We start from the raw sequence: 24476 nt of genomic DNA, 5'->3' as shown, positions 1-24476 counted from the left end.
AGACTCGTGGGGACATGAGCGACTCCATCAAGCCCGTGATCGTCGGCGCCGGAGCGTCCCGCCCCGCCGGCGATTCCCGCCCCGACGAGGACCTGCTGGCAGGGCTCAACCCGCCGCAGCGCGAGGCCGTCATCCACCGCGGTCCGGCGCTGCTGATCATCGCCGGCGCCGGCTCGGGTAAGACGAGCGTTTTGACTCGGCGCATCGCGTCGCTGCTGCGCACGCGCGAGGCGTACCCCAGCCAGATCCTCGCCATCACCTTCACGAACAAGGCTGCGGGCGAGATGCGCGAGCGCGTGCGGCAGCTCGTCGGCGAGAGCGCCCAGGGCATGTGGATCTCGACGTTCCACTCCGCCTGCGTGCGCATCCTGCGCCGCGAGGCCGACCAGTTCGGCTTCACGAAGAGCTTCACGATCTACGACGCGGGCGACTCCCGCGCCCTCATCAAGCGCCTCGTGAAAGAGCACGAGGGCGACTCGTTCGGCTTCACCCCCGCGGCCGTCCAGGGCCGCATCTCCAAGCTCAAGAACGAGTTGGCGGATGCCGAGTCCTACGCGCGCCAGGCGAACATGAGCGACCCCGCCGAGCGCGTCTTCGTCGACATCTTCGCCGACTACCAGCGGTCGCTGCAGAAGGCGAACGCGTTCGACTTCGACGACCTGATCGCGCAGACCGTCTACCTGTTCCGCGCGTTCCCGCACGTCGCCGACGTCTACCGCAAGAGGTTCCGGCACATCCTCGTCGACGAGTACCAGGACACCAACCACGCCCAGTACGCGCTCATCCACGAGCTGACCCGGCCCGTCGTCGGCAAGGCCGGTGACGCCTTCTCCAGCGGCGGCATGATGATCTTCGAGCCCGACGAGGCCCCTGAGGTCGAGGGAGCGTCGCTCACCGTCGTCGGTGACTCCGACCAGTCGATCTACGCCTTCCGCGGGGCGGACATCCGCAACATCAGCGAGTTCGAGCGCGACTTCCCCGGCGCGAAGGTCGTGCTCCTCGAGCAGAACTACCGCTCGACGCAGAACATCCTGTCGGCCGCCAACGCCGTCATCGGCCACAACTTCGACCGCAAGGACAAGAAGCTGTGGACCGACGTCGGCGACGGCGACCCGATCATCGGCTTCACCGGCTACTCGCAGCACGACGAGGCGCAGTTCGTGGCCGACGAGATCGAAGCGCTGCACCGCAAGGGCGTCGATTACGCGCAGATGGCGGTGTTCTACCGCACCAACTCGCAGTCCCGTGCGCTCGAGGAGATCTTCATCCGCTCGGCCGTCCCGTACAAGATCATGGGCGGCACGAAGTTCTACGAGCGCGCCGAAATAAAGGACGCGCTGGCCTACCTCGTCTCGGTCGCGAACCCCGCCGACGAGATGGCGGTGCGCCGCATCCTCAACAAGCCCCGCCGCGGCATCGGCGACGTCACCGAGACCGCGATCGCCCGCTATGCGGCATCCGAGGGGATCACTTTCCGCGACGCGCTCGCGAACTCCTCCGCACTCGGCGTCGGCGCGAAGGTGCAGAAGGCGATCGCCGACCTCGACGCGGTCCTCGCCGAGGCATCCGAAATCATGCTGCCGAGCTCGGGCGAGATCGCGCCGTCGACGTCGGTGACCGAGGGGCTCCACGTCCTGCTGAACAAGTCCGGCTACTACGACGCCCTGCGCATGTCGAAGGACCCGCAGGACGAGGCCCGCGTCGAGAACCTCGACGAGCTCGTCGCGGTCACGCGCGAGTTCGCCCGCAACAACCCCGACGGCACGCTGCTCGACTTCCTCACCGAGGTGACGCTGGTGTCGGATGCCGACGACCTCGACGACGCCAGTGGTTCGGTCTCGCTCATGACGATGCACACCGCGAAGGGCCTCGAGTTCGACGCCGTGTTCGTCACCGGTGTCGAGGAGGACCTCATCCCGCACCGCATCTCGGCGGGGGAGCCCGGCGGACCGCAGGAGGAGCGGCGTTTGTTCTACGTCGCCCTCACCCGCGCCCGCAAGCGTCTGCACCTCTCGTTGGCGATGACCCGCGCGCAGTTCGGCGAGGTGTCTGCGGCGATGCCGAGCCGCTTCCTGCAGGAGATCCCGCACGAGCTCATCGACTGGCGGCAATCGCCGGGCGACGTGAACTCGCGCGGCGGGACGCAGTCACGGGCGCTCAACGGGCGGTCGGGCGGATCCCGCTTCGGCGGCTCCAACCGCTACGGCGACGACCTCGTGCCGCTGCCGCCCCGTGAGAAGTCCGACGCGCTCGCGAAGTTCGCCAATCGCATCCCGGCGAAGATCCGCGACAATGGCGACATGGAGCTGGCGGCGGGCGACCGCATCCGTCACGACGATTTCGGCGAGGGCAAGGTCGACATGGTCACCGGCGAAGGCGCGAAGCGCGTCGCGCACGTGCGCTTCGACACCGCGGGTCCGAAGAAGCTGCTGATCAAGGTCGCGCCCATCACCAAGCTGTGAGGAACGTCCGGCCACCCGCATCCCGCGTACCCTGAAGCAATGGCCCTGTTCTCCCGCCGCCCGAAGAAGGACTCCGACCCGAAGGGCGAGGTCCCCGTCGACGCGCAGGCCGACGTCGACGAGGTGCAGCAGGACGTCAACGCCGCCGTCGCGGCCGAACAGGCCGATGACGCGGATGCCGAGCCGGTGCCCCACGTGCCGATCTCGGTCTCGACCTACGGCAAGCCCGTCCCGCGCCCGGCCCCCGAGCCGGAGCGTCTGCCGAAGACCCCCGAGACCGCGCCCGCCCCGAGCGAGAGCCGTCCCGGGATGCCCGACAACACCCTGCTCAGCACGGTGCTGCAGGAAGTCCCCGAAGAGGTCGACAACGCCGCGATCCTCGCCGTCATGCGCCAGGCGCTGCAGGGCACCCTGTACCTGCGCATCCTCGGCGACGCTCGCGCCCAGGCCGCTGCCGGTGAGCCGCTGCGCCTCGCGATCTCGATCGTGAACGACAAGAAGTTCCTGCTCGCCTACACGGGGGCGGCCGCGCTGCAGGCGGGGCTCGGTGACCAGGCCCAGAGCACGTCGATCCTGGCTCAGCCTTCTCAGCGTGTGCTCCGCAACGTCATCGACGCCGGGTACGACGGCATCGTCTTCGACCACGCCGGCCCCGGCCGCCGCATCGTCCTGCCGACGGGCCTCATCCAGCGCAGCCTCGACCAGGCCGACCCCGAGTTCACGATCAAGAATCTCCTCGCCGGCCCGCGTACCGACGAGACCGCCCGCGCCGTCGTCGACGCGCTCGTCGCGCGCGGCGCCTGGATCGCGGCAGGCCCGCGAGCCGACGGTCAGGGGATGGGCGTCGCGGAGGCCCGCTCGGCCGAGGGCGGCCGCTACCTGCAGGTCTTCTCGCACCCGCTCGAGGTGCTGACCCTGCGTCGCGAGGACCAGCCCATGCCGCTCACGGCCGCCCAGCTGGGCGCCGCGCTCAAGAGCGAATCGGGCCTCGACGGATTCCTCATCGACCCCGCCGGCCCGTGGATCCGCATCGAGCGCGCCGAGCTGGACGCGCTCATCACGATCGCCGACGCGGCGGAAGCCGTCGACGCCGCTGCCGACACCGACGGCGACAAGGCCTGAGCAAGCCCCTGTCCCGACCCCGAGTCCGCCCCTAGGGTGGGGCGCATGGCGTCGGAGCGGATCACCCTGCAGTTGCCCGGAGGCAGGGAGCTCTCGCTCTCGAGCCCCAACCGGGTCGTCTTCCCCGAGGCGGGGATCACGAAGCACGAACTCGCCGAGTACCTCCTCACCGTCGAGGTCCCGTTCCTGCGCGCGAACGGGCACCGCCCGGTGTCGCTCGAACGGTTCCCCGACACGGTCGACGGCGACAGCTTCTTCTCGAAGAACCCGCCGAAGGGGACTCCGGACTACGTCGACCAGGTGATGTGCACCTACAACAGCGGACGCCGGCACCCGCAGGTGGTACTCGGAGAGATCGCCGCGGCCGTCTGGGCCGTGCAGATGAACACCGTCGTCTTCCACCCGTGGGCCTCCCTCGCGTCCGACACCGACAAACCGGTCGAACTGCGCATCGATCTCGACCCGCAACCCGGGACGGATTTCGCGGATGCCGCCGCCGTCGCACCCGTGCTGCGCGAGGTGCTGCGCGAGGCCGGGCTCGAGCCCTGGCTGAAGACGAGCGGCAATCGCGGACTCCACGTCTTCTGTCCCATCGAGCCGACGCACGAGTTCCTCGACGTCCGCCACGCCGTGATCGCCGCCGGTCGCGAGCTGGAACGGCGGATGCCGGACCGGGTCACGACGAACTGGTGGAAGGAGGAGCGCGGCGAGCGCATCTTCGTCGACTTCAACCAGGCCAACCGCGACCGCACGATGGCCGGCGCCTACAGTCCGCGCGCGCTGCCGGGCGCGACGGTCGCGACCCCGATCACGTGGGATGAGCTCGCCGACGGCGTCGACCCGACCGCGTTCACCGTGCGGACCGTGCCCGAGAGGCTGGCGGACAGCGGGGACCCCTGGGAGGGGTTGCAGGACTCGCCCGGACGCATCGACACGCTGCTCGAGTGGTGGCAGCGCGATCTCGAGGCGGGCCTGGGCGAGCTGCCGTTCCCGCCGGAGTTCCCCAAGATGCCGGGCGAGCCGCCGCGGGTGCAGCCGTCGCGCGCGAAGAAGGACTGACGCTCAGTCGGCGGTCCGGGGCGTGCCCGCCGTGACCGTGTCGGCCTTCTCCTCGATGGGTTGTTTGCGTCGTGCCCACCGGGCGGGCGTGTTCGGCCCGTCCCACACCTGGATGATGCCCCACACGGCCGCCGTGAGCGGCACGGCGAGGATCGCGCCGACGATGCCGCCGAGCACGGTGCCGATCGTCAGGGCGATGAGCACCGCGAAGGCGTGCAGCTTCATGGACCGTCCCATGAGGAAGGGCTGCAGGAAGTTGCCTTCGAGCTGGTTCACCGCCACGACGATCACGACGACCCAGATCGCTGCGATGAGGCCGTTCGTCACGAGGGCGACCAGCGCCGCCAGGATCCCGGCGACCGTCGCTCCCACGATGGGAATGAACGCGAGGACGAACACGAGTGCGCCGAGCGGGAGGGCGAGCGGGATCTGCAGGACCAGGAGACCGATCGTGATGCCGACCGCGTCCACCGCCGCAACGGCCGCCGTTCCCCGGAGGTAGGCGCCGAAGGTCTGCACGGCCTTGTGGCCGACTCGTACGGCGCGCTCGTAGTCCGATCCGCGGAAGGGGCGGATGAGGAACTCCCAGAGCTGCGGGCCGTCCTTCAGGAAGAAGAACAGCGTCACGATCATCAGGACGAGCCCGGTGAGGAAGTTGGCGACCGCGCTGACGCCGGCGAGAGCACCGGAGCCGAACTGCGCGCTCGTGAGGAAGTCGGTGGCCGTGCCGACCCATTCGTCAATCTGCTTCTGGTCGATGTCGAACGGCAGCGTCTCGGCCCAGGCGAGGACGCTCTGGAATCCGTCCTGCGCTTTGCTCGACAATTCATCGAACTGGTGGCGGACGGCATCGACCACGAGCCAGCCGATTCCTCCGAGCACGACGACGAACGCGAGCAGCGTCAGGATGGTCGCGAACACCGAGGGGATGCCGTGCCGTCGCAGCCACCCCATGAGGGGCGCGGCTGCCGAGGCGATGATCAGTGCCAGGAGCACCGGGATGACCACGACGGTGAGCTGCAGCATCCCGAGGATGAGCGCCGTCGCGATCACGCCGACGATGATCACCTGCAGCGACCGGGTCGCGAGGGTGCCGAAGCCGTCGGACCACATGCTGCCGGGCTTGCCGGCTGAGGTCACCAGCAATGGCTTGTTCTCATCGGGTCGCACCGTGCGGGAGGAGGAGAAGAACAGGCCCATGCAGCGACCCTATCGACCGGCTGTCTCCGGTGAGGGCCCTTGACTCAGCTGAGGACGTCGGCCAGGTCGTACGCGGTCACGGTCTCGAGCTGATCGAACGTGCACGACCGGGCGTCGCGATCGGGTCGCCAGCGCTGGAACTGCACGGTGTGTCGGAAGCGGTCTCCCTCGAGCTGGTCGTAGGCCACTTCGAGCACCCGTTCGGGGCGCAGCCGCACGAAGGAGGTGTCCTTGGATGCCGCGAAGCGCGACCGGTCGGACTGGCCGGTGACCGCGTCACCGTCCTCGTCGCGGACGACCAGCGGTGCGAGCTCGTCGATCAGTTCGAGCCGGCGGGCGTTGCTCCACGCCGCCACGCCACCCACCTGATGCAGGTGCCCGTCGCCGTCATAGAGCCCGACGAGCAGCGAGCCCACTCCCTGACCGCTCTTGTGGATGCGGTAGCCCACCGCGACGACGTCGGCCGTGCGCGCGTGCTTGATCTTGAACATCGTGCGTTTGCCCGGCGTGTAGGGGAGGGCGAGCGGTTTTGCGACGACGCCGTCGAGTCCGGCGCCCTCGAACTCCGCGAGCCACCGCTCGGCGACGGTCGGGTCGTCCGTCGTGCGGGTGAGGTGGATCGGATGCGGCACCTCGCCCAGCAGGTCCTCGAGCTGCATCCGCCGCTCGGCGAACGGCTCCTCGCGCAGGTCGCGCTCGCCGCGGGCGAGCAGGTCGAACGCGACGAACATGGCGGGGGTGGTCTCGCTCAGCATCGCGACCCGCGAGGCAGCGGGGTGGATGCGCTGCGACAGCTGCTCCCACTGCAGCCGCTGCGCGCCCGGCTCGCCGTCGGCGACGACGATCTCGCCGTCGAGCAGGCACGGCTCGGGCACGAGACGGGAGATCGCGTCGACGAGCTCGGGGAAGTAGCGGGTGAGCGGCTTCGAGCCGCGCGACCCGATCTCGACCTCGGACCCGTCCCAGCCGATGAGGGCGCGGAAGCCGTCCCATTTCGGTTCGTACAGCAGGCCGCCGGCGGTCTTTCCCGGATCGGGGATGCCGGGGACGGACTTCGCGAGCATCGGCGCGGGGATCTCGTACATGCGGCCCATCCTGCCCGCCCGGCCTCCGTGCCGGAACGGGGTTGCGGCAACGGGTCAGGCGAACGCGCTCACGCCGGTGATGTCCCGACCGAGCAGCAGCGCCTGCACCGACTCGGTGCCCTCGTACGTGTGGATCGCCTCGATGTCGGCCATGTGCTGCATGACCCCGTTCTCGAGCAGGATGCCGTTGCCGCCCAGCAGGTCGCGTGCCGTCGCGGCGACCCGCCGTGCGGCACGCGTGTTGTGGAACTTCGCGAGCGACGCCTGCGTGGGGCGCAGCCCGCCGGCGGTTTCGAGGTCGGCGAGGCGCCGGCAGTAGAGCTGCATCGCGGTGAGGTCCTCGAGCATGTGCGCGAGACGCTCCTGCACCATCTGGAACCGGGCGAGGGGCTTGCCGAACTGCACCCGCTGCTGCGCGTACTGCAGCGCCGTCTCGTAGCAGGCCGTCGCGTGGCCGAGCGCCGACCACGCCACGCCGGACCGCGTCGCGTACAGCACGGTCGAGGCATCCTTGAACGTCGTCGTGCCGGGGAGGACGGCGTCCGCGGGCACGCGCACGTCGTCGAACGCGATGTGAGCCTGATGGATGCCGCGCAGCGACGCCTTGCCCGCGATGACGGTGCCGGTGTAGCCGGGCCGGTCCTGCTCCACGAGGAAGCAGCGCACATTGCCGTGGTGCTCGTCGCCCTCGGCGTCGACCCGCGCCCACACGAAGGTGATGCCGCCCGAGGCGCCGTTGCCGATCCACTTCTTCGCGCCGCGGATGACCCACTCGTCGCCGTCGCGGCGGGCGACGGTCTCGAGCGACACCGAGTCGGAGCCGTGGTCGGGTTCGGTCAGGGCGAAGGCGGCGGGCACCTCGAAGCGGGCGATGGGAGTCAGCCACCGCTCCTGCTGCTCGTCGCTGCCGAAGAGGGCGAGGGTGCGCAGCGCCAGCCCGCCCTGGACGGCGAGGACGGTGCCGAGCGACCCGTCGCCGCGCGAGATCTCCATGTTGACGAGCCCCGCGGCGAGGGCCGAGAACCGGGTGAGCCGCGGGTGGTCGATCCCGTCGTTCAGCAGGTCGAGCTCGCCGAAGCGCCGGGCGATGTCGAGCGGGTACTCGGCGGTGTCCCACGCGTCGCGCATCCGGTCGCCGACCTCGTCGACGAAGGCCCGCGTCCGCTGCCACACGTCCCGGTCGGCGGCCGGGATGTCGGCGAAGACGGCGTAGTAGTCGGTGTCGAGGGGGCCGAGCACGTCGTAACGGCCCGAGGCGCCGCCGGGCAGGGGAGTGGTCATCGCGCCAGGATACGCCGGGTTGGCATCCAGTTCCACCGAGGGTGGAACGGCGTATCAGGCTCTCCGTGTCACCGGAGGGAGCCGAGCCGACGTGCGACCTCGGCGGGCGGCATCCGTCGGGGGAACGTCGCGACGACGAAGTCGTCCGCCGCCGGCGGCTCGGGGGCGGGGTGCACACCGAAGCGGCGGAGCAGCTCGTCGTAGGCGGACTCCAGGACGGCGGCGGGTACCCGCTTCGATCCGCGCAGCAGTCGACGCAGCACATGGTTGTGCACGGCGGTCACCGCCGCGGCGAAGGCCACGGCGTCGACGGGGTCGAGCCCGGGGACCGAGCGTCGCAGGTAGTCGTCGAACAGGCGCTCGTAACGGAAGACGGTCACGATCTCGCGGTCGCGGAGCGACGGTACCTGACGGACGACGGCGTAGCGGCGCCGGGCGACCTCGGGGTCGGCGGCGAAGTGGCGGTACACCTGCACCGATGCCTCGCACACCGCCGCCCACGGGTTCTCGTGGGTCTCGGCGAGATACGTGCGGAGCATCTCAAGCAGGACCTCGTGGTCGGCGAAGACGACGTCGTCCTTGCCGCCGAACTGCCGGAAGAACGTCGATCGCGAGACGCCCGCCGACTGCGCGATCTGCTCGACGGAGGTCTGCTCGTAGCCGTGCTCGGCGAACAGCGCGAGCGCGGCGGCCACCACTGTGCTGCCCGTGGGACGGAGGTCGTCGGCCATGGAGGGAAGCCTAGTCCGGCGGTCGTCTGTCAAGGCCTGTGCCGTCGGCGACGCGACCCCGTTGACTCGGCCCATGTCCTCCCTGTGGAAGCAGCGCCCCTCCGAGTCCCCCGGCATCCCCTTCACCCCCGGCAGTCGCCACGAGGTGGTCGTCGTCGGGGCGGGACTCACGGGGCTCGCGACCGCGTACGAGCTCGCGCGGTCCGGCGTCGACGTCGCCCTCGTCGAGCGCGGCGGCGTCGGCGAACTCGCGTCGGGATCGAACACCGGCAAGGTGTCGATGCTGCAGGGGACGACGCTCTCGTCGCTGCGGTCGGGGCACCCGGCATCCCTCGTCCGGGCCTACGCCGAAGCGAACCGCGACGGCTTCGCGTGGATGACGGACACCGCCGACCGTCTCGGTGTGCCGCTCACCTCACGCACCGCCTACACCTACGCCCAGGGCGACGAGGGCCGGCGCTCGGTCGTGAAGGAGTACGACGCCGCGCGCGAGGCGGGCCTCGCGGTGCGCCTCGTCGACGACGCCGAGCTCCGCGAGGCGGCCGTGCCGATGGTGGCCGCGGTCGCGCTCGACGACCAGCGCGCCGTCGATCCGATGCAGCTGCTCGCGGCGCTCGCCGATGCGTTCGTCGCCGCGGGCGGGACCCTCCATCTCGGCGTCCACGTGCGCGGGGTGAAGGTCTTCCCCGAGCCGCGGGTGGAGACCGACCTGGGGCCGCTTTTCGCCTCGCAGGTCGTGGTGGCCACCGGCATCCCGATCCTCGACCGCGGCCTCTACTGGGCGAAGGTGAGCGGCATGCGGTCGGCCTGCGTCTCGTTCACCCTCACCGCTCCGCTGCCCGACGGCATGTACCTCTCCGCCGACGAGCCGACCCGTTCGGTGCGCACGATCCTCCCGGGCGACGGACCCTCCGACGTCGCGCAGATCGTGGTCGGCGGAGCCGGCCACCCCGTCGGACGCACCGCGTCGGAGCGCGCGATGCTCGATGAGCTGTCGCACTGGGCGCAGCAGACGCTGCCGGTGGGGGAGGAGACCCACCGGTGGTCGGCGCAGGACTACGTCTCGCACAACCGCATCCCGTTCATCGGCGCGATGCCGCGCTCGCTCGGCCGCGTCCGTTTCGCGACCGGCTATGCCAAGTGGGGGCTGACGAACGCGCCCGCGGCGGCGCTGCGCATCGTCAGCGAGCTGCGTGGCGAGAGCTGGCGTGACCGGCCGCGGTGGATGACGCAGATCGGCACGCGTCTGACGATGCCCGCCGACATCGCACAGGGCGCGGTCGAGAACGCGAAGGTCGGGCTCGCGGCGGCGAAGGGATGGGCCGCCGCCGAGGCCGAGGCCGTCCCGGTGCCGCAGCCGGCCGAGGGGGAGGGCGTGGTCGCGCAGCGCGGCGGCCGTCCCGTCGGGATCTCGACGACCGGGGGCGAGACCCGCGCGGTGAGCGCCGTGTGCCCGCATCTCGGCGGGGTTCTCGAGTGGAACGACCTCGAGTGCACGTGGGACTGTCCGTTGCACGCGTCGCGGTTCACGGCATCCGGGGAACGCATCGAAGGCCCCGCATCGCGAGGCCTGCGACGCGTGGACTGACTCAGCCGGCCGCGGCGATCACCCCGGTGATGATGAGGGTGACGAGGGTGGTCCACAGCACGATCGCGAGGCCCTGCCAGAAGAGCACGGTGCGCGTCGGCACACCGGTGCCCTTGAGGGCGGCCGCGGTGAACTGGGTGGGCAGGATGAGCGGGCCGAGCAGGCTCACCCCGGGTGTGCCGTAGCGGTGGTACGCCTTCTGGAACTTCTCGGAGCGCGCCGACACGGGCTTCTCGGCCGCTCCGGCACGGGTGGTGACGGCGGTGCGCACGCGGGCGGTGGCGAGCACGACGATGGCGACGCAGAGGAAGTTGCCCGCGGCGCCGGCGAGCGCGGCGACGACGGGGTGGATGCCGCCGATGATGCCGATCGCCGCTGCGCCCTCGCCCTCGATGAAGGGGACGGCGCCCGCCAGGGCCACGATGAGCGGCTGCACGAGGTCGGGCACCTGCGCGACGAGGTCCTGGAAACCGGCGACGAGGTCGGAGACGGGGTTCGACATGATGTCCTCTCGGATGCGGCGACCGGATCTCGTATCGCCGTGATCCCATCCCACCGAGGATGCGGTGGCGGCGGCAGTGCCGCGGCGTCACCTCTCGCCGGGAGGTCCGATGACCCGAGGGGTGACATTCGTCATGGTCGTACTGTGGCGGTGTGACCAGCCCCGACCCGACCCCGACGCGCACCGCCGTCTCCCTCGCCCGCGGGGTCACCGCGACCGGGTGGTACATCGCGTCCTCGATGGTGACCTTCCTCATCGGTGCGCTGCTGGTGTGGGGTGTCATCGTCCTCGTCGCGCGCGGCGGCTGGCGCGACCCCGTCACGCTCGTGGGGTTCCTCGGCTTGTCGACCGTCGTCGTCGTGACGACGATCGTGCTGCTCGCCCGCTACCGCCGCGACGGCGACCTCGATGACACCGACCGTCCGTCCGGCGGTCGGCGTTTCCTGTCGCTGCCCGTCGTCGCCGGGGTGCTCGCATCAGTCGGCGTCGGCCTCGTGTCGGCCTCGGCGCTGCTGGGGGCGGCGCTCGTCGGCACCGTCCTCTGCCTTGTCAGGTGGGCCCCCGGCATCCGCTGGCGCGGTGTCGTGCTGCTCGAGGTCGCCCTCGCCGTCCTGTGGGTCGTCGAACTCAGTCGGGCGTCGGGGGGCAGCGACGCCTTCCTGCCCGCGTTCTTCGCGCTCAGCCTGCCCGCGATGCAGGCGCTCTCGCTCTGGTCGTGGGACGTCGTCCTCGAACTCGACCGCGCGCGGCGGACCGAGGCACGGCTCGCCGCGGTGCAGGAACGCCTGCGTCTGGCGGGCGAACTGCACGACCTGCAGGGGCACCACCTGCAGGTGATCGCGCTGCAGCTCGAACTCGCCGAGCGCATGATCGGACGCGACCCGGATGCCGCCGCGCACCGGATCGCGCTCGCGCGCGCGTCCGTCGACGAGGCGCGCGAGGGCACCCGGTCGCTCGCCGGTCGCTTCCGCGGGGTGCCGCTGCCCGACGAGCTCGCCAACGCGGCGGACCTGCTGCGTGCGGCCGGTCTGGAGGTCACCCTCGACGTCGCCGCGGATGCGGCATCCGCTCCCGCCGACCTGCTGGGGCCGGTCGTCCGCGAGTGCACGACCAACGTACTCAAGCACGGCGGCGGCCGGTGGGCGCGGCTCGGTCTCGAGCGCGCGGGACAGTACTGGCGGCTGACCGCCGCGAACGATCCCGGGCCCGGCTCGACCATCGGCGCGGGCGCCGGGCTCGAGGGCATTGCCCACCGGGTCGGCGTCGCCGGGGGCGACGCCGTCACCCGCCGTGAGGACGACCGATTCGAGCTCATCGTGACCGTCCCCGCCGACGGAGGCCCCGCATGATCCGCGTGCTCATCGCCGACGACGAGGACATGATCCGCACGGCGCTCGCCGCCCTGCTCGCCCTCGAGGACGACCTCGAGGTGGTCGCGGAGTGCGCCGACGGCGAGAGCGCCGTCGCCCGCGCGCTCGAGCTGCGGCCCGATGTGTGCCTGCTCGATCTCGAGATGCCCGGCATCGACGGCGTCGAGGCGGCCGCCCGCATCCGTCAGCGCATCCCGGCTCGGTGCGTCGTCGTCACCCGCCACGCGCGTCCGGGGGTGCTGCGCCGTGCGCTCGGCGCGGGGGTCGACGGCTTCGTGCCGAAGTCCCGGCCCGCAGGCGACGTCGCCGCCGTCATCCGCGAGGTCGCCGCCGGCCGCCGGTACGTCGACCCCGAGATCGCCGCCGACGCCCTCAGCGACGAACGCTCCCCGCTCACCGACCGCGAGCTCGACGTGCTGCGCGCCGGCGCCCGCGGCGAGACGATCGCCGACATCGCGGCATCCCTCCACCTCTCCGCCGGTACCGTCCGCAACCACGTGTCGTCGATCCTCGGCAAGCTCGGCCTCGCGACCCGCCAGCAGGCGGCGATCACGGCGCGCGAACGCGGCTGGATCTGACGGATGCCGCACGAAGAGCTCCTCGCGGGCGGCAACGCGAGCGGGGCCGTCATCCGCATCGGCGACACGGTGCGCAAGCCGTGGACGGCGTCGACGCCGACCGTCATCGCCTACGTGCAGGCGCTGCGAGCGGCGGGTGTCGACGCGCCCGAACAGCGCGGGCGGGACGATGCCGGGCGACAGATCCTGGAGTACGTCCCCGGTGAGCTCGCGATCGGGCGCGGGCCGATGTCGGCGGGCGAGCTGCGGCGCGTGGGCGCGATGGTGCGGGCCATCCACGACGCGAGCGCCGCGTACGCGGTACCCGCCGACGCCGTCTGGGAGACCGCGATCCCGGCGCCCGGCGCCGAGCTCGTGTGCCACAACGACCTCGCCCCGTGGAACCTCGTCGTCGGCGAAGACCGGTGGGTCTTCATCGACTGGGATGCGGCCGCCCCCAGTACACGGCTGTGGGACCTCGCCTATGCCGCGCAGGCGTTCACGCTCAACGACACCTCGGTCGTCGCCGCGAAGGCGGCGCGCGGACTCGCCGCCTTCGTCGAGGGCTACGGCGCCGAGGCTCGGCTCCGCCGCGAACTGCCCGAGGCGATGGCGCAGCGGACCGCCGCGATGCACGACCTGCTCCGGACATCGCACGAGGCCGGCGCCGAGCCGTGGTCGTCGATGTTCGTGGACGGGCACGGTGCGCACTGGCGGAACGTGACGGCCTACGTCGAGCAGCACCGGCGGGTCTGGCGCGCCGCACTCGAGCGCTGAACGCACCCCCGCCGAACGAGGGTGCTCCCGCGCGGGGCACTCAGGCGCGGGTAGTAGGCTTTTCGACCGGGCGATCTCTCGACATCGAGATAATTCCGCGCCCGTCACCCCCACCGTCGCCCAGCGAAGGATTGCAGTGGACCTTTACGAGTACCAGGCACGAGACCTGTTCGAGAAGTACGAGGTGCCGGTGCTCGCCGGCATCATCGCCGACACCCCTGAGGAGGCGAAGGCGGCTGCCGAGAAGATCGGCGGTGTCGTCGTCGTCAAGGCTCAGGTCAAGACCGGAGGTCGAGGCAAGGCCGGCGGCGTCAAGGTCGCCAAGACCCCCGACGAGGCCTACGCGGCAGCCGAGGCCATCCTCGGCCTCGACATCAAGGGCCACGTCGTCCAGCGCGTGATGGTCGCCCAGGGCGCCGACATCGCCGAGGAGTTCTACTTCTCGGTGCTGCTCGACCGCTCGAACCGCTCCTACCTGAGCCTCTGCTCGGTCGAGGGCGGCATGGAGATCGAGGAGCTCGCCGTCGAGCGCCCCGAGGCGCTCGCGCGCATCGAGGTCGACCCGCTGCAGGGCATCGACAAGGCCAAGGCCGTCGAGATCGCGAAGGCCGCGAACTTCCCCGAGGACCTCGTCGAGAAGGTCTCGGACGTGTTCGTGAAGCTCTACGACGTCTACAAGGGCGAGGGCGCGACGCTCGTCGAGGTCAACCCGCTCGTCCGCACCGGCGCCGGCGACATCGTCGCCCTCGACGGCAAGGTGTCGCTCGACGACAACGCCAGCGAGGTGCGCCACCCCGAGCACGAAGAGCTCGAGGACAAGGGCGCCGCCGACCCGCTCGAGGCGAAGGCGAAGGCATCCGGCCTCAACTACGTCAAGCTCGACGGTCAGGTCGGCATCATCGGCAACGGCGCGGGCCTGGTCATGTCGACCCTCGACGTCGTCGCTTACGCCGGCGAGAATCACGGCGGCGTCAAGCCCGCCAACTTCCTCGACATCGGTGGCGGCGCGAACGCGCAGGTCATGGCCTCGGGTCTCGACGTCATCCTCGGTGACGAGCAGGTCAAGAGCGTCTTCGTCAACGTCTTCGGCGGCATCACGTCATGCGTCGCCGTCGCCGAGGGCATCGTGAAGGCCCTCGAGATCCTGGGCGACGCGGCCACCAAGCCGCTCGTCGTCCGCCTCGACGGCAACCAGGTCGAGGAGGGTCGCGCGATCCTCGCAGAGGCCAACCACCCGCTTGTCACGCTCGCCTCGGGTATGGACGAGGGCGCCGCCAAGGCCGCCGAGCTGGCGAACGCCTGAGACGCGCCGAGACTACCGAGACACAGGGACAACAGACATGTCTATCTACCTCAACAAGGACTCCAAGGTCATCGTCCAGGGCATCACCGGCGGTGAGGGCACCAAGCACACCGCCCTCATGCTGAAGGCCGGGACGAACGTCGTCGGCGGCGTCAACGCCCGCAAGGCCGGCACGACCGTCACCCACGAGAAGCCGCACGAGGGCGAGGTCGACCTCCCCGTCTTCGGCTCGGTCGCCGAGGCCATCGAGAAGACCGGCGCCGACGTCTCCATCGCGTTCGTGCCGCCCGCCTTCACGAAGGACGCCATGATCGAGGCGATCGACGCCGAGATCCCGCTGCTCGTCGTCATCACCGAGGGTGTGCCCGTCGGCGACACCGCCGAGGCGTGGGCCTACGCGAAGAGCAAGGGCAACAAGACCCGCATCATCGGTCCGAACTGCCCCGGCATCATCACGCCCGGCGAGGCGCTCGTCGGCATCACGCCCGCGAACATCACCGGCAAGGGCCCCATCGGCCTCGTGTCGAAGTCGGGGACCCTGACCTACCAGATGATGTTCGAGCTCCGTGACCTCGGCTTCTCGACGGCCATCGGCATCGGCGGCGACCCGGTCATCGGCACGACGCACATCGACGCCCTCGAGGCGTTCGAGGCCGACCCCGAGACCAAGGCCATCGTCATGATCGGCGAGATCGGCGGCGACGCCGAGGAGCGCGCGGCCGACTACATCAAGGCGCACGTGACCAAGCCCGTCGTGGGTTACGTCGCCGGCTTCACCGCTCCCGAGGGCAAGACCATGGGCCACGCCGGCGCCATCGTCTCGGGCTCGGCGGGCACCGCGCAGGCCAAGAAGGAGGCCCTCGAGGCCGCCGGCGTCAAGGTCGGGAAGACCCCGTCCGAGACCGCCGACCTGATGCGCGCCATCATCGAGGCGCTCTAAGCCACACGAACGAAGGGGCGGATGCTGCGGCATCCGCCCCTTCGTCGTTCCCGGAACGCCCGTGAACGACCTCGACGTGGGGCGGTCAGACCCCGAAGGCGGCTTCGATGGGGCCGCGGGCGAAGTACAGGACGAAGCCGGCCGCGACGATCCAGAGCAGCCAGTGGACCTGCTTCGCCTTGCCCGAGAACGTGTTGAGCACGACCCAGCTGATGAAGCCGGCGCCGATGCCGTTGGCGATCGAGTAGGTGAGCGGCATGACCGTGGCGGTCAGGAACACGGGCAGCAGGACGTTGAAGTCCGACAGGTCGATGTTCTTGATCTGCGTGAGCATGAGCGCGCCGACGAGAACGAGCGCGGCCGCGGCGACGAAGCCGGGCACGAGGCCCGTCACAGGCGTGATGAACATCGCGAGCAGGAACAGCACGCCGGTGACGACGTTGGCGAGACCGGTGCGGGCTCCCTCGCCGATGCCCGAGCCGGACTCGACGAAGACGGTCGCGGAGGACGACGAGGTGCCACCGCCGACGACGGCGCCGACACCCTCGACGATGAGCGCCGACTTGATGCGCGGGAAGTTGCCGCGCTCGTCGGCGAGTCCCGCCTCGCGCGCGAGGCCGGTCATCGTGCCCATGGCGTCGAAGAAGTTCGTGAAGACGAGGGTGAACACGAACATGACGAGCGCGAGCACACCCACCCGTCCGAGGTCGAACCCGAAGTCGACGGCGCCCACGAGGCTGAGGTTCGGGGCCGCGAAGATGCCGTTCGAGAGCCCGAAGTCGGCGATCGGCGTGAAGATGTTCACGATCGCGGCGAGGATCGTCCCCGCGACGAGGGCGATGAGGATCGCGCCCTTCACCCGCAGGGCCATGAGGATGCCGCCGATGAGCAGCGTCGCGATGAACAGGAGCGTGGCGGGCGAGGTGATCGAGCCGCCGACGCCGAGCTCCAGCGGGGTGCCCTCTGCGGGGTTCACGAACCCGGCGTTGACGAACCCGATGAAGGCGATGAACAGGCCGATGCCGACCGTGATGGCGAGCTTCAGCTGAACGGGCACGGCGTCGAAGATCAGCTTGCGCAGGCCGGTCGCGGCGAGCAGCACGATGATGAGACCGTTGATGACGACGAGCGCCATCGCCTCGCCCCACGAGACCTGTCCGACGACCGAGAACGCGACGAAGGCGTTGATGCCGAGACCCGCCGCGAACGCGAACGGCAGGCGCGTGACGAGGCCGAACAGGATCGTCATGACGCCGGCGGTGAGGGCGGTCGCCGTGGCGACGGCCGCCGGCGCGAGGGTGATGCCCTCGACGTCGGGCGTCGACAGGATGGCCGGGTTCAGGATGACGATGTAGGCCATCGTCACGAAGGTGACGACGCCGCCGCGGATCTCGGTGCCGACGGTGGAGCCGCGGCGGCTGATCTCGAAGTAGCGGTCGAGGAACGACGCGGATGCCGGGGCTGCGGCCCCGCGGGACGAGCGGGATGTGGTGCTGTTCACCCTCCGAGGGTAGTGCGTCCTGGCGGGCCCCGCGGGGCGGGCGTATCCTCACCGCATGCACCGCATCTTCGGCACGCCGTTCGCTGCGGTCTACCCGCTCTACCTCGCGAAGATGGAGCGCAAGGGGCGTACCAAGGCCGAGCTCGATGCGGTCGTGAGGTGGCTCACCGGCTTCGACGACGCCGCACTCGCCCGGCAGATCGAGAGTGAGGCCACGTTCGAGCAGTTCTTCGCCGCCGCCGAGCTGAATCCCGCCGTGACGCGGATCACCGGGGTCGTCTGCGGGGTGCGCGTCGAGGAGATCGAGGACCCGTTGATGCGCCGCATCCGCTACCTCGACAAGCTCGTCGACGAACTCGCCCGGGGCAAGGCGCTCGAAAAGGTCCTGCGCGTCTGATGCGTCGGTCCGCGCCGGAGCGGGAGCCCGGCGGGAGGCCTGCGCGCGGGTAGGGTCGGTCTGTTGTGAATCGCCTGCTCGTCTCCCTCCTCGCCGCCGTCGACGCCCTCCTGGCCGTCGCGGTCGGTGTCGGTGTCGTGCTCGCGCCCGTGACCCTCGTCTGGATCTTCGGGATCGGCGGCGACGCGGACTGGGCGGCGTTGTGGCCCGCGGCCGCGACGATCTGGCAGCTCGGCCACTTCGCGCCGGTCGCCGTCTCCCTGCCCGCCGAGCTCGTCGTCTCGGGCGGTCTGCCGTCGGGCGGTGCGCAGTTCACCCTGTCGCTCGCCCCCACCGCCCTCGCGGCGTTCACCGCGATCTCGGCGTGGCGCTCCGGCGCACGCGCGGCGCGGGCGGGCGCGTGGGTGACGGGCGTGGCCGGCGGCACCATCGCGGTCGCCGTCGTGTCCACCCTCATCGCCCTGTCCGGTCGCGCCTCGATCGCTGCGGTCGACCTGCTGCCCGCCGTCGCCGGCCCGACGCTCGTGTTTGCCGTTCCCGCACTCGTCAGCGCCGTCATCCGCGCCTGGAACGACGGCGACGACGGCATCATCGACGCGCTCTCCGAGCGGCTCCCCGACGACGTGCAGGAAGCAGTGGATGCCGGTGCCCGCGGCGTCGCGATCTGCGTCGCCGGGATCGTGGCGGTCGGTGCCGTCGTCCTCGCCATCCTGTTCTTCGCCCGCGGCGGCGAGGTCATCGCATTGACGCAGGCCGCGCAGGCCGATCTCCTCGGCGTCGTCGTCCTCGCCCTCGGCAGCATCCTCTACCTGCCCACCCTCGTGATGTGGTTCGCCGGCTTCGCGGTCGGCCCCGGCTTCGCCGTCGGCACCGGGACGGCCGTCTCCCCGGCGGGGACGAGCCTGGGTGTCGTCCCCGGCATCCCTGTCTTCGGCGTCATCCCCGACTCGACGTCGGGGTGGCTGCTGCTGCTCGGACTCGTGGTGGTCGGCTTCGGCGCGCTGGCCGGCGCCGCGACGCGCAGCGCCCTGCTGGTGGGACCGGGGGCGGATGCCGAGCCGCTCCGCCCGCGCCTGGTCGCCCTCGCCATTCTCGTCCTCGGCACCGGGGCCGTGGTCGCCGTCCTCGCGTGGGCGGCGCAGGGGTCGCTCGGCCCGGGCCGCCTCATCCACGTCGGGCCCGAGCCCTGGCTCGTCGCCCTCGTGGCGGCCGCCGAGGTGGCCGTCGGTGCCGCCGTCGTCCTCCTCTCACCGCGCGGTGAGGACGCCGAGCAGCCTCTTGTGCGCGAGACGCCGGCGACGACCCCGACCGCCGAGTCCCGTCCGGCACCGGCCGCCGCGGTCTCGCCCGATGAGTTCCCCACCACCCCGCTAGACTGAGCCGGTGCTCACGGTCGCCGTCCTCATCTCGGGCACGGGATCCAATCTGCGTGCCCTTCTCGACGCCGCGAGCGAGCCCGACTTCCCCGCGCGCATCATCGTGGTGGGGGCGGACCGGCAGGCCGACGGCTTCGCCCATGCGGAGGCGTACGGCATCCCGACCTTCATGGTCCCGTTCCAGGAGTTCGACAGCCGTGAGGCCTGGGGCGAGGAGCTCCTGGCGCACCTGGACGTCTGGGAGCCCGACCTCGTCGTCCTGAGCGGGCTCATGCGCCTGCTGCCCGCCGCCGTCGTGGCGGCGTGGGCGCCGCGCCTGATCAACACGCACCCGGCCTATCTGCCAGAGTTCCCCGGCGCTCACGGTGTGCGGGATGCGCTCGCCGCCGGTGTCACCGAGACCGGCGCGAGCGTCATCGTCGTCGACGACGGCGTCGACACCGGGCCGATCCTGGCGCAGGAGCGCGTGCCGGTGCTCCCCGACGACACCGAGCACACCCTTCACGAGCGCATCAAGCCGGTCGAGCGCCGGCTGCTCATCGACGTCGTGCGTCGCATCGCGACGGGCGAGCTCGACCTCACTTCCTGAACCGCACCCGAACGCCCCCGACCCGAGGAGTTCCCGCATGGCCGGACCGCAGATCGATCCCTCCCTCTACCGCGACCGCGACGTCGTGCCGGTGCGCCGGGCGCTCGTGTCGGTGAGCGACAAAACAGGGCTCCTCGAGCTCGCGCAGGCGCTCGCCGCCGCGGACGTCGAGATCGTCTCGACCGGCGGATCCGCCGCACTGCTGCGCGAGAACGGCATCTCCGTGAAGGACGTGTCCGAGATCACCGGCTTCCCCGAGTCGCTCGGCGGACGCGTGAAGACGCTGCACCCGAGCGTGCACGCAGGCCTCCTCGCCGACCTGCGGCTGGAGGATCACGAGACCCAGCTGGGCGAACTCGGCATCCTCCCCTTCGAGCTCGTCGTCGTGAACCTGTACCCGTTCGTCGAGACCGTCGCCTCCGGGGCGGAGGGCGACGCGGTCGTCGAGCAGATCGACATCGGCGGACCGGCCATGGTGCGCGCATCGGCCAAGAACTTCGCCAACGTCGCGATCGCGGTCTCGCCGGAGTCCTACCCGGCGATCATCGACGCGCTCGGGCAGGGCGGGACGACCCTCGCGCAGCGGCGGGAGCTCGCCGCCCGCGCCTTCGCGCACACCGCCGCCTACGACCGCGCCGTCGCGACCTGGTTCGCGGAGGAGACCCTCGAGGGCGAGGGCGACCTGCCGCAGCACCTCACGATCAAGGCCGAGCGTCTCGCGACGCTGCGTTACGGCGAGAACTCGCACCAGCGCGCGGCGATCTACACCCGCGTCGGCGGGCACGGCATCGCGCAGGCGACGCAGCTGCAGGGCAAGGAGATGTCGTACAACAACTACGTCGACGCCGATGCCGCGCTCCGCGCCGCGTTCGACCTGATCAAGCCGACCGTCGCCATCATCAAGCACGCGAACCCGTGCGGCATCGCGATCGGCGCCCCGCAGGCGCTCGACCCGATCGCATCGGCGCACCTGCGCGCGCACGAGTGCGACCCCGTGTCGGCGTTCGGCGGCGTCATCGCCGCCAACCGCACCGTGACGCTCAAGATGGCGGAGAACCTGCGCGACATCTTCACCGAGGTCATCGTCGCCCCCGACTTCGAGCCCGAGGCGCTCGAGGTCTTCAAGCTGAAGAAGAACCTGCGTGTCCTGCAGCTGCCCGCCGACTGGCGCCAGGAGCCCATGGACGTGCGTCTGGTCTCGGGTGGCCTCCTCCTGCAGGACGCCGACCGGTTCCCGAACGAGATCGAGTCGCTCGTGGACAGCTGGCAGCTCGTCTCGGGTGAGCGGCCCGCAGACGACCAGCTCGAGAACCTGTCGTTCGCGTGGAAGAGCTGCCGTGCCGTGAAGTCGAACGCCATCGTGCTGGCCAAGAACTCCGCTACGGTCGGCATCGGCATGGGGCAGGTCAATCGCGTCGACTCCTGCCGTCTCGCGGTGGAGCGCGCGGGCGACCGCGCAGCCGGCTCGGTCGCCGCGTCCGACGCGTTCTTCCCGTTCGCCGACGGTCCCCAGGTGCTCCTGGACGCCGGGATCACGACGATCATCCAGCCGGGCGGGTCCGTGCGCGACCAGGAGGTCATCGACGCCGCTCAGGCCGCGGGCGTGACGATGTACTTCACCGGGGAGCGTCACTTCTTCCACTGAACAGGTGGCGGCGGATACTAGCGGGTCGGAGCCGGGGGAGTTCTCCCCATCGAAATCGGTCCCGTCGTTCGCCTAATGTCGTCGCGGGAGGTTCCGCCATGGGAATGATGCTGCCGAACGAGCTCATCTGGGTGATGGAGAAGCTCGGCTTCGACTGGCCTGACATCGATGAGGACGAACTCCGCCGCGGCGGCCAGATCATCGAGGTGTTCCGCACGGAACTCGAGGGCAAGCTGCAGGCGATGGACCGCAAGGTCAACACCGAGCTCGCCGTGGCGCTGCGCGGCCAGGCGGGCCCGGCGTACGTCGGGGCCTGGAACGCGAACCGCGCCCAGAACCTGCAGAAGCTGCTCGACATCCTCGGGCCCGTGCCGACCGGGGTGGACATCGCCGCCGGTGCCGTCACCGCGCTCAAGATCAAGGTCATCGCCGACGTCACCTCGACGATGATCGCGCTCGTCGCGATGCTGACGAACCCGATCACCGCCGCCGGGGCCGGCCCGATGCTCATCATCAAGAAGAAGCTGCTCAACGCTGCCGTCGACATGGCTGTCGAGCAGGTGCTGAACCAGGTCCTCCCCATGGTCATCGAACCGCTCGCGAACGAGCTGCCCGGTGTCATCATGGCCGCCCTCGACTCGCCCATCGTCGAGGCTGTCGCGGGCGACCCCGACGAGTTCTACGCCGACCTGCAGGCTCTCGAGCAGGCGCAGGGCGAGATGGAACAGCACGCCGCCGACGTCGAAACCCTCACGGAGAGGCTCATGTCCGACCTCGCCGGCCTGAACATCGGGGGCGATTGACCGTGCGGGACGCCGTGGTCACCGACGACGATCTGAGCGCCGCCATCGTCGCTCTGCTGGGCTGGGGGACGTCATCGCACCCTCGCTCTCGCGCGCAGGAGACCCCGGGCGGGGTCTCGCCCCTCGAGGATCGCGCCCAGGCGGCAGTGACCGAGTGTCTCGCCATCGCTCCCGATTGGACCCGCGACGACCTCCCCACGGCGGGTCGCCGAGCGCGGGCGCAGATGGTGGCGCGGCATCCGGAACTCTCGTCGGGCGCCCTGGATGCGCTGGCCTGGGCCTACACGTACAACTGGCGATGAAAGGGAGTGAGGTGAGTCATGAGGATCGGTAGCGAGGTCGTTCGACCCATGATGAATTCGCTCGAGGGGATGCCTGTCCACGTCCGTCAACTCGCGCAGATGTTCCGCAAGCACGGGCAGAAGCAGAATCAGAGCACGAACCGGGTGACGGACCTCGACGCGACAGACGTGCCCCAGCCCCTCCGCGACGGCTGGAAGAAGGACTCCTGGCACACGCCGGACCGCGTCGTCGGATCGGGGAAGCCGAATCGGCCCTACCCGGCGGAATACCTCGACGCCGACTACATCCAGCAGCACCTGCAGCGGTTCGAAGGTGGCGCGACTCGGTTCTACCGCAGCGAGAGCCTGGACCGTTACGGGCCCGGCAATCAGGGCACGACGTTCGTGTTTCCGACCTCCGAGATCGACAACATCATCCAGCAGGCCGACGGTGACCCGAAGAAGCTCGGCGTCATGCTCGGCTTGGGGGAGAACTTCTTCGTCGATGCCAACGGCAACGCCGTCGACATCACGCGGGCCGACTTCAGCTACGAGGAGATCGTCAACGGGAACCTCCGGATGCCGCGGGGTAACGAAGCCGGCGCGAACGAGGCGTGGATCCCCGGCGGCTATCTGCCCGAAGGGATCCCCGAGGCCGTGCTGAACACGCATCCCGATGCCGGTCGCGGTGACCCGTCGGCCGGCGGGACGTGGGGCTCGTACACGCCCTTCCGACTGTGACCCTCGGCGACGCGGGCGCGGTCCGATACCCGGAGCGATTCGAGATCCACCGGCTCGAGGCCCTCGGCGAGAACCCGTATCTGACCGACGACGATGCCCGCCGCCGGTACGAGGACGGCAAGGGACTGAGCGTGGTCGCGGCGTCGACCCCGCCGACGTGGTTCCTCGATGTGTCTGTACGCCGCCACCGGTTCTCGGTCACGTTCTACGCACCGACGAAGACGCCGATCCGCCGGGTCGGGTGGGAGGAGACCGACGGGCGCCTGCTGCGTCGGAGTGCGGTCGATCTGTTCTATCCCGAGGGCGATCCGGGGCGGCGCGTACCGTACTCCCAGCTGCTGCGAGTCGAGCACCGCTGGTACGCGGACGGCGTCGTCCACATCGAGCGCTCCTCTCCGATCGATGAGGACCTCGTCACCGAGATCAGCGCGCCGCAGGAACTGCGGTGGCTCGACGTCCCGGCCTTCGGCGACTGGGGGCCGGTCACCGCGGCATCCGCTCCGCCCGAGTTCGCCCGGTTCGACCTGGATGCGATCGACGCGGCCGAGGCGTACGCGCGTGCGGAGATCGCCGCCGGCGGTTCCGCCTCCGAGCAAGGCGGCTGGATTCTGCCGGCATCCGATACCACCGTCCTCGACGCGGTCACAGCGCTCACCCGTTTCGAGCCGGTGCCCTCGGCGGTGCCGGTGATCGAGCGGGACGCGGCCAGGATCGTGCCGGTGATGCTGCAGGGCACCGCGCCGCGCGCATCCGGGCGGGATGCCGCGGAGGAGCGTCGACGCGTCGACGATCGTGCAGCGGGGCTCGCCGGCGCCTTCGAGTACGCCGCCGGGCGACCGATCGATCTGCCGCTCGACGGACGCGGCGACGGACCGGTGGCCGCCTACGCGGCGGCGCTGCGTGCGGCGGACGTCCGCGACGCACGATGGTGGGTCCTGAACGAGACCGGCGTCGTCCTCGTCCGCTCCGGAGATCCGGAGGCAGGCGATCTGGCGCTCGCGGTGCACCTCGTGCCGGCGCGCTGGGTGTCGGGGCGCAGTGCGACGACGTCCGGACGTGCGCCCGCCGACCTGCAATGGTCGAGGGCGGACATTGAGCCATGGACGGCCTGAAAGCAAGACCTGGGTGGCCGGCGATCGTCGTGGCTACCCTGACCGGGGAGGGGC

General features: G+C 70.7%; 23 protein-coding genes. 17 read left to right on the top strand and 6 right to left on the bottom strand.

Features of this window, described 5'->3' with window-relative positions:
* Positions 1-14: 14 nt before the first annotated feature.
* Genes ACPEH0_RS10335 through ligD form a run of 3 tightly spaced genes read left to right on the top strand, consistent with a single transcriptional unit; the run spans position 15 to position 4643 of the window.
* Complete coding sequence (locus tag ACPEH0_RS10335; protein WP_366213982.1) at positions 15-2462, top strand: ATP-dependent helicase; 2448 nt, start codon at positions 15-17, stop codon at positions 2460-2462.
* Between the two features lie 39 nt (positions 2463-2501).
* Positions 2502-3584 carry an SseB family protein gene (locus ACPEH0_RS10330; RefSeq protein WP_366213983.1) on the top strand — a complete coding sequence of 361 codons (1083 nt, stop codon included), beginning with the start codon at positions 2502-2504 and terminating at the stop codon, positions 3582-3584.
* Positions 3585-3629: 45 nt separating this feature from the next.
* On the top strand, positions 3630-4643 hold the full coding sequence (ligD, locus tag ACPEH0_RS10325; protein WP_366213984.1) for a non-homologous end-joining DNA ligase: 1014 nt from the start codon (positions 3630-3632) through the stop codon (positions 4641-4643).
* A 3-nt stretch (positions 4644-4646) separates the two neighbouring features.
* Here ligD and ACPEH0_RS10320 read toward each other — a convergent pair whose 3' ends face one another.
* The 4 genes from ACPEH0_RS10320 to ACPEH0_RS10305 form a co-directional block, all read right to left on the bottom strand.
* A complete protein-coding gene (locus ACPEH0_RS10320) occupies positions 4647-5843 on the bottom strand; it encodes an AI-2E family transporter (RefSeq protein WP_366213985.1) in 1197 nt (398 codons plus the stop codon).
* A gap of 44 nt (positions 5844-5887) precedes the next feature.
* Entirely contained in the window at positions 5888-6928 is a 1041-nt protein-coding gene (locus tag ACPEH0_RS10315) for an ATP-dependent DNA ligase (RefSeq protein WP_366213986.1), read from the bottom strand.
* A gap of 54 nt (positions 6929-6982) precedes the next feature.
* Positions 6983-8209 (bottom strand): acyl-CoA dehydrogenase family protein, encoded by a 1227-nt coding sequence (locus ACPEH0_RS10310; RefSeq protein ID WP_366213988.1) that lies wholly within the window; start codon positions 8207-8209, stop codon positions 6983-6985.
* Between the two features lie 68 nt (positions 8210-8277).
* Positions 8278-8940, bottom strand: a complete 663-nt coding sequence (locus ACPEH0_RS10305) for a TetR/AcrR family transcriptional regulator (protein WP_366213989.1) — start codon at positions 8938-8940, stop codon at positions 8278-8280.
* Positions 8941-9013: 73 nt separating this feature from the next.
* Between ACPEH0_RS10305 and ACPEH0_RS10300 the strand changes: the two genes are divergently transcribed.
* Entirely contained in the window at positions 9014-10528 is a 1515-nt protein-coding gene (locus ACPEH0_RS10300; protein ID WP_366213990.1) for an FAD-dependent oxidoreductase, read from the top strand.
* Between the two features lies 1 nt (position 10529).
* On the opposite strand, the gene ACPEH0_RS10295 is transcribed toward ACPEH0_RS10300, so the two are convergent.
* Positions 10530-11030: a small multidrug efflux protein gene (locus ACPEH0_RS10295; RefSeq protein WP_311863164.1), complete on the bottom strand. Its 501-nt coding sequence runs from the start codon at positions 11028-11030 to the stop codon at positions 10530-10532.
* A gap of 152 nt (positions 11031-11182) precedes the next feature.
* On the opposite strand from ACPEH0_RS10295, the gene ACPEH0_RS10290 reads away from it, so the two are divergent.
* The 5 genes from ACPEH0_RS10290 (at position 11183) to sucD (ending at position 15977) form a co-directional block, all read left to right on the top strand.
* Positions 11183-12379 (top strand): sensor histidine kinase, encoded by a 1197-nt coding sequence (locus tag ACPEH0_RS10290; RefSeq protein ID WP_366213991.1) that lies wholly within the window; start codon positions 11183-11185, stop codon positions 12377-12379.
* On the top strand, positions 12376-12978 hold the full coding sequence (locus ACPEH0_RS10285) for a response regulator transcription factor (RefSeq protein ID WP_217531577.1): 603 nt from the start codon (positions 12376-12378) through the stop codon (positions 12976-12978). Before ACPEH0_RS10290 ends, ACPEH0_RS10285 begins: the two co-directional genes overlap by 4 nt.
* A gap of 3 nt (positions 12979-12981) precedes the next feature.
* Positions 12982-13734, top strand: a complete 753-nt coding sequence (locus ACPEH0_RS10280) for a phosphotransferase (RefSeq protein ID WP_366213993.1) — start codon at positions 12982-12984, stop codon at positions 13732-13734.
* 136 nt (positions 13735-13870) lie between these two features.
* Positions 13871-15037, top strand: a complete 1167-nt coding sequence (gene sucC, locus ACPEH0_RS10275) for an ADP-forming succinate--CoA ligase subunit beta (protein ID WP_366213994.1) — start codon at positions 13871-13873, stop codon at positions 15035-15037.
* A 37-nt stretch (positions 15038-15074) separates the two neighbouring features.
* Positions 15075-15977 (top strand): succinate--CoA ligase subunit alpha, encoded by a 903-nt coding sequence (gene sucD / locus ACPEH0_RS10270; protein WP_064001264.1) that lies wholly within the window; start codon positions 15075-15077, stop codon positions 15975-15977.
* An 85-nt stretch (positions 15978-16062) separates the two neighbouring features.
* On the opposite strand, the gene ACPEH0_RS10265 is transcribed toward sucD, so the two are convergent.
* The gene (locus ACPEH0_RS10265; protein WP_366213995.1) at positions 16063-17478 is read right to left on the bottom strand and encodes an NCS2 family permease; all 1416 of its coding nucleotides are present in this window, start codon (positions 17476-17478) and stop codon (positions 16063-16065) included.
* Between the two features lie 55 nt (positions 17479-17533).
* Between ACPEH0_RS10265 and ACPEH0_RS10260 the strand changes: the two genes are divergently transcribed.
* From ACPEH0_RS10260 to ACPEH0_RS10225, 8 genes are all read left to right on the top strand, one after another.
* The gene (locus tag ACPEH0_RS10260; protein WP_366213996.1) at positions 17534-17875 is read left to right on the top strand and encodes a DUF2200 domain-containing protein; all 342 of its coding nucleotides are present in this window, start codon (positions 17534-17536) and stop codon (positions 17873-17875) included.
* 65 nt (positions 17876-17940) lie between these two features.
* Positions 17941-19254, top strand: coding sequence for a DUF6350 family protein (locus ACPEH0_RS10255; protein ID WP_366213997.1), 1314 nt, complete (start codon positions 17941-17943; stop codon positions 19252-19254).
* A gap of 4 nt (positions 19255-19258) precedes the next feature.
* Positions 19259-19840: a phosphoribosylglycinamide formyltransferase gene (gene purN, locus ACPEH0_RS10250; RefSeq protein WP_064001268.1), complete on the top strand. Its 582-nt coding sequence runs from the start codon at positions 19259-19261 to the stop codon at positions 19838-19840.
* A 37-nt stretch (positions 19841-19877) separates the two neighbouring features.
* Positions 19878-21485, top strand: coding sequence for a bifunctional phosphoribosylaminoimidazolecarboxamide formyltransferase/IMP cyclohydrolase (purH, locus tag ACPEH0_RS10245; RefSeq protein ID WP_366213998.1), 1608 nt, complete (start codon positions 19878-19880; stop codon positions 21483-21485).
* A 98-nt stretch (positions 21486-21583) separates the two neighbouring features.
* On the top strand, positions 21584-22288 hold the full coding sequence (locus tag ACPEH0_RS10240; RefSeq protein ID WP_366213999.1) for a hypothetical protein: 705 nt from the start codon (positions 21584-21586) through the stop codon (positions 22286-22288).
* Positions 22289-22290: 2 nt separating this feature from the next.
* On the top strand, positions 22291-22590 hold the full coding sequence (locus ACPEH0_RS10235) for a hypothetical protein (protein ID WP_359918243.1): 300 nt from the start codon (positions 22291-22293) through the stop codon (positions 22588-22590).
* 69 nt (positions 22591-22659) lie between these two features.
* The gene (locus ACPEH0_RS10230; RefSeq protein ID WP_253034953.1) at positions 22660-23310 is read left to right on the top strand and encodes a hypothetical protein; all 651 of its coding nucleotides are present in this window, start codon (positions 22660-22662) and stop codon (positions 23308-23310) included.
* The gene (locus tag ACPEH0_RS10225; protein ID WP_217531585.1) at positions 23307-24422 is read left to right on the top strand and encodes a hypothetical protein; all 1116 of its coding nucleotides are present in this window, start codon (positions 23307-23309) and stop codon (positions 24420-24422) included. Before ACPEH0_RS10230 ends, ACPEH0_RS10225 begins: the two co-directional genes overlap by 4 nt.
* The last annotated feature ends 54 nt before the right edge of the window (positions 24423-24476 follow it).

This window comes from Microbacterium sp. NPDC079356, assembly GCF_049545465.1.
Classification (GTDB): Bacteria; Actinomycetota; Actinomycetes; order Actinomycetales; family Microbacteriaceae; genus Microbacterium; species Microbacterium gawkjiense.
This window is presented reverse-complemented; position numbering and strand designations above follow the sequence as displayed.

Coding starts and splice junctions, on each gene's coding strand:
- ligD (WP_366213984.1), top strand. CDS start 3,630: ATGGCGTCGGAGCGGATCACCCTGCAGTTGCCCGGAGGCAGGGAGCTC.
- ACPEH0_RS10260 (WP_366213996.1), top strand. CDS start 17,534: ATGCACCGCATCTTCGGCACGCCGTTCGCTGCGGTCTACCCGCTCTAC.
- ACPEH0_RS10320 (WP_366213985.1), bottom strand. CDS start 5,843: ATGGGCCTGTTCTTCTCCTCCTCCCGCACGGTGCGACCCGATGAGAAC.
- ACPEH0_RS10300 (WP_366213990.1), top strand. CDS start 9,014: ATGTCCTCCCTGTGGAAGCAGCGCCCCTCCGAGTCCCCCGGCATCCCC.
- ACPEH0_RS10305 (WP_366213989.1), bottom strand. CDS start 8,940: ATGGCCGACGACCTCCGTCCCACGGGCAGCACAGTGGTGGCCGCCGCG.
- ACPEH0_RS10285 (WP_217531577.1), top strand. CDS start 12,376: ATGATCCGCGTGCTCATCGCCGACGACGAGGACATGATCCGCACGGCG.
- ACPEH0_RS10230 (WP_253034953.1), top strand. CDS start 22,660: ATGCCTGTCCACGTCCGTCAACTCGCGCAGATGTTCCGCAAGCACGGG.
- sucD (WP_064001264.1), top strand. CDS start 15,075: ATGTCTATCTACCTCAACAAGGACTCCAAGGTCATCGTCCAGGGCATC.
- ACPEH0_RS10335 (WP_366213982.1), top strand. CDS start 15: ATGAGCGACTCCATCAAGCCCGTGATCGTCGGCGCCGGAGCGTCCCGC.
- purH (WP_366213998.1), top strand. CDS start 19,878: ATGGCCGGACCGCAGATCGATCCCTCCCTCTACCGCGACCGCGACGTC.
- ACPEH0_RS10280 (WP_366213993.1), top strand. CDS start 12,982: ATGCCGCACGAAGAGCTCCTCGCGGGCGGCAACGCGAGCGGGGCCGTC.
- ACPEH0_RS10240 (WP_366213999.1), top strand. CDS start 21,584: ATGGGAATGATGCTGCCGAACGAGCTCATCTGGGTGATGGAGAAGCTC.
- ACPEH0_RS10330 (WP_366213983.1), top strand. CDS start 2,502: ATGGCCCTGTTCTCCCGCCGCCCGAAGAAGGACTCCGACCCGAAGGGC.
- ACPEH0_RS10295 (WP_311863164.1), bottom strand. CDS start 11,030: ATGTCGAACCCCGTCTCCGACCTCGTCGCCGGTTTCCAGGACCTCGTC.
- ACPEH0_RS10315 (WP_366213986.1), bottom strand. CDS start 6,928: ATGTACGAGATCCCCGCGCCGATGCTCGCGAAGTCCGTCCCCGGCATC.
- ACPEH0_RS10310 (WP_366213988.1), bottom strand. CDS start 8,209: ATGACCACTCCCCTGCCCGGCGGCGCCTCGGGCCGTTACGACGTGCTC.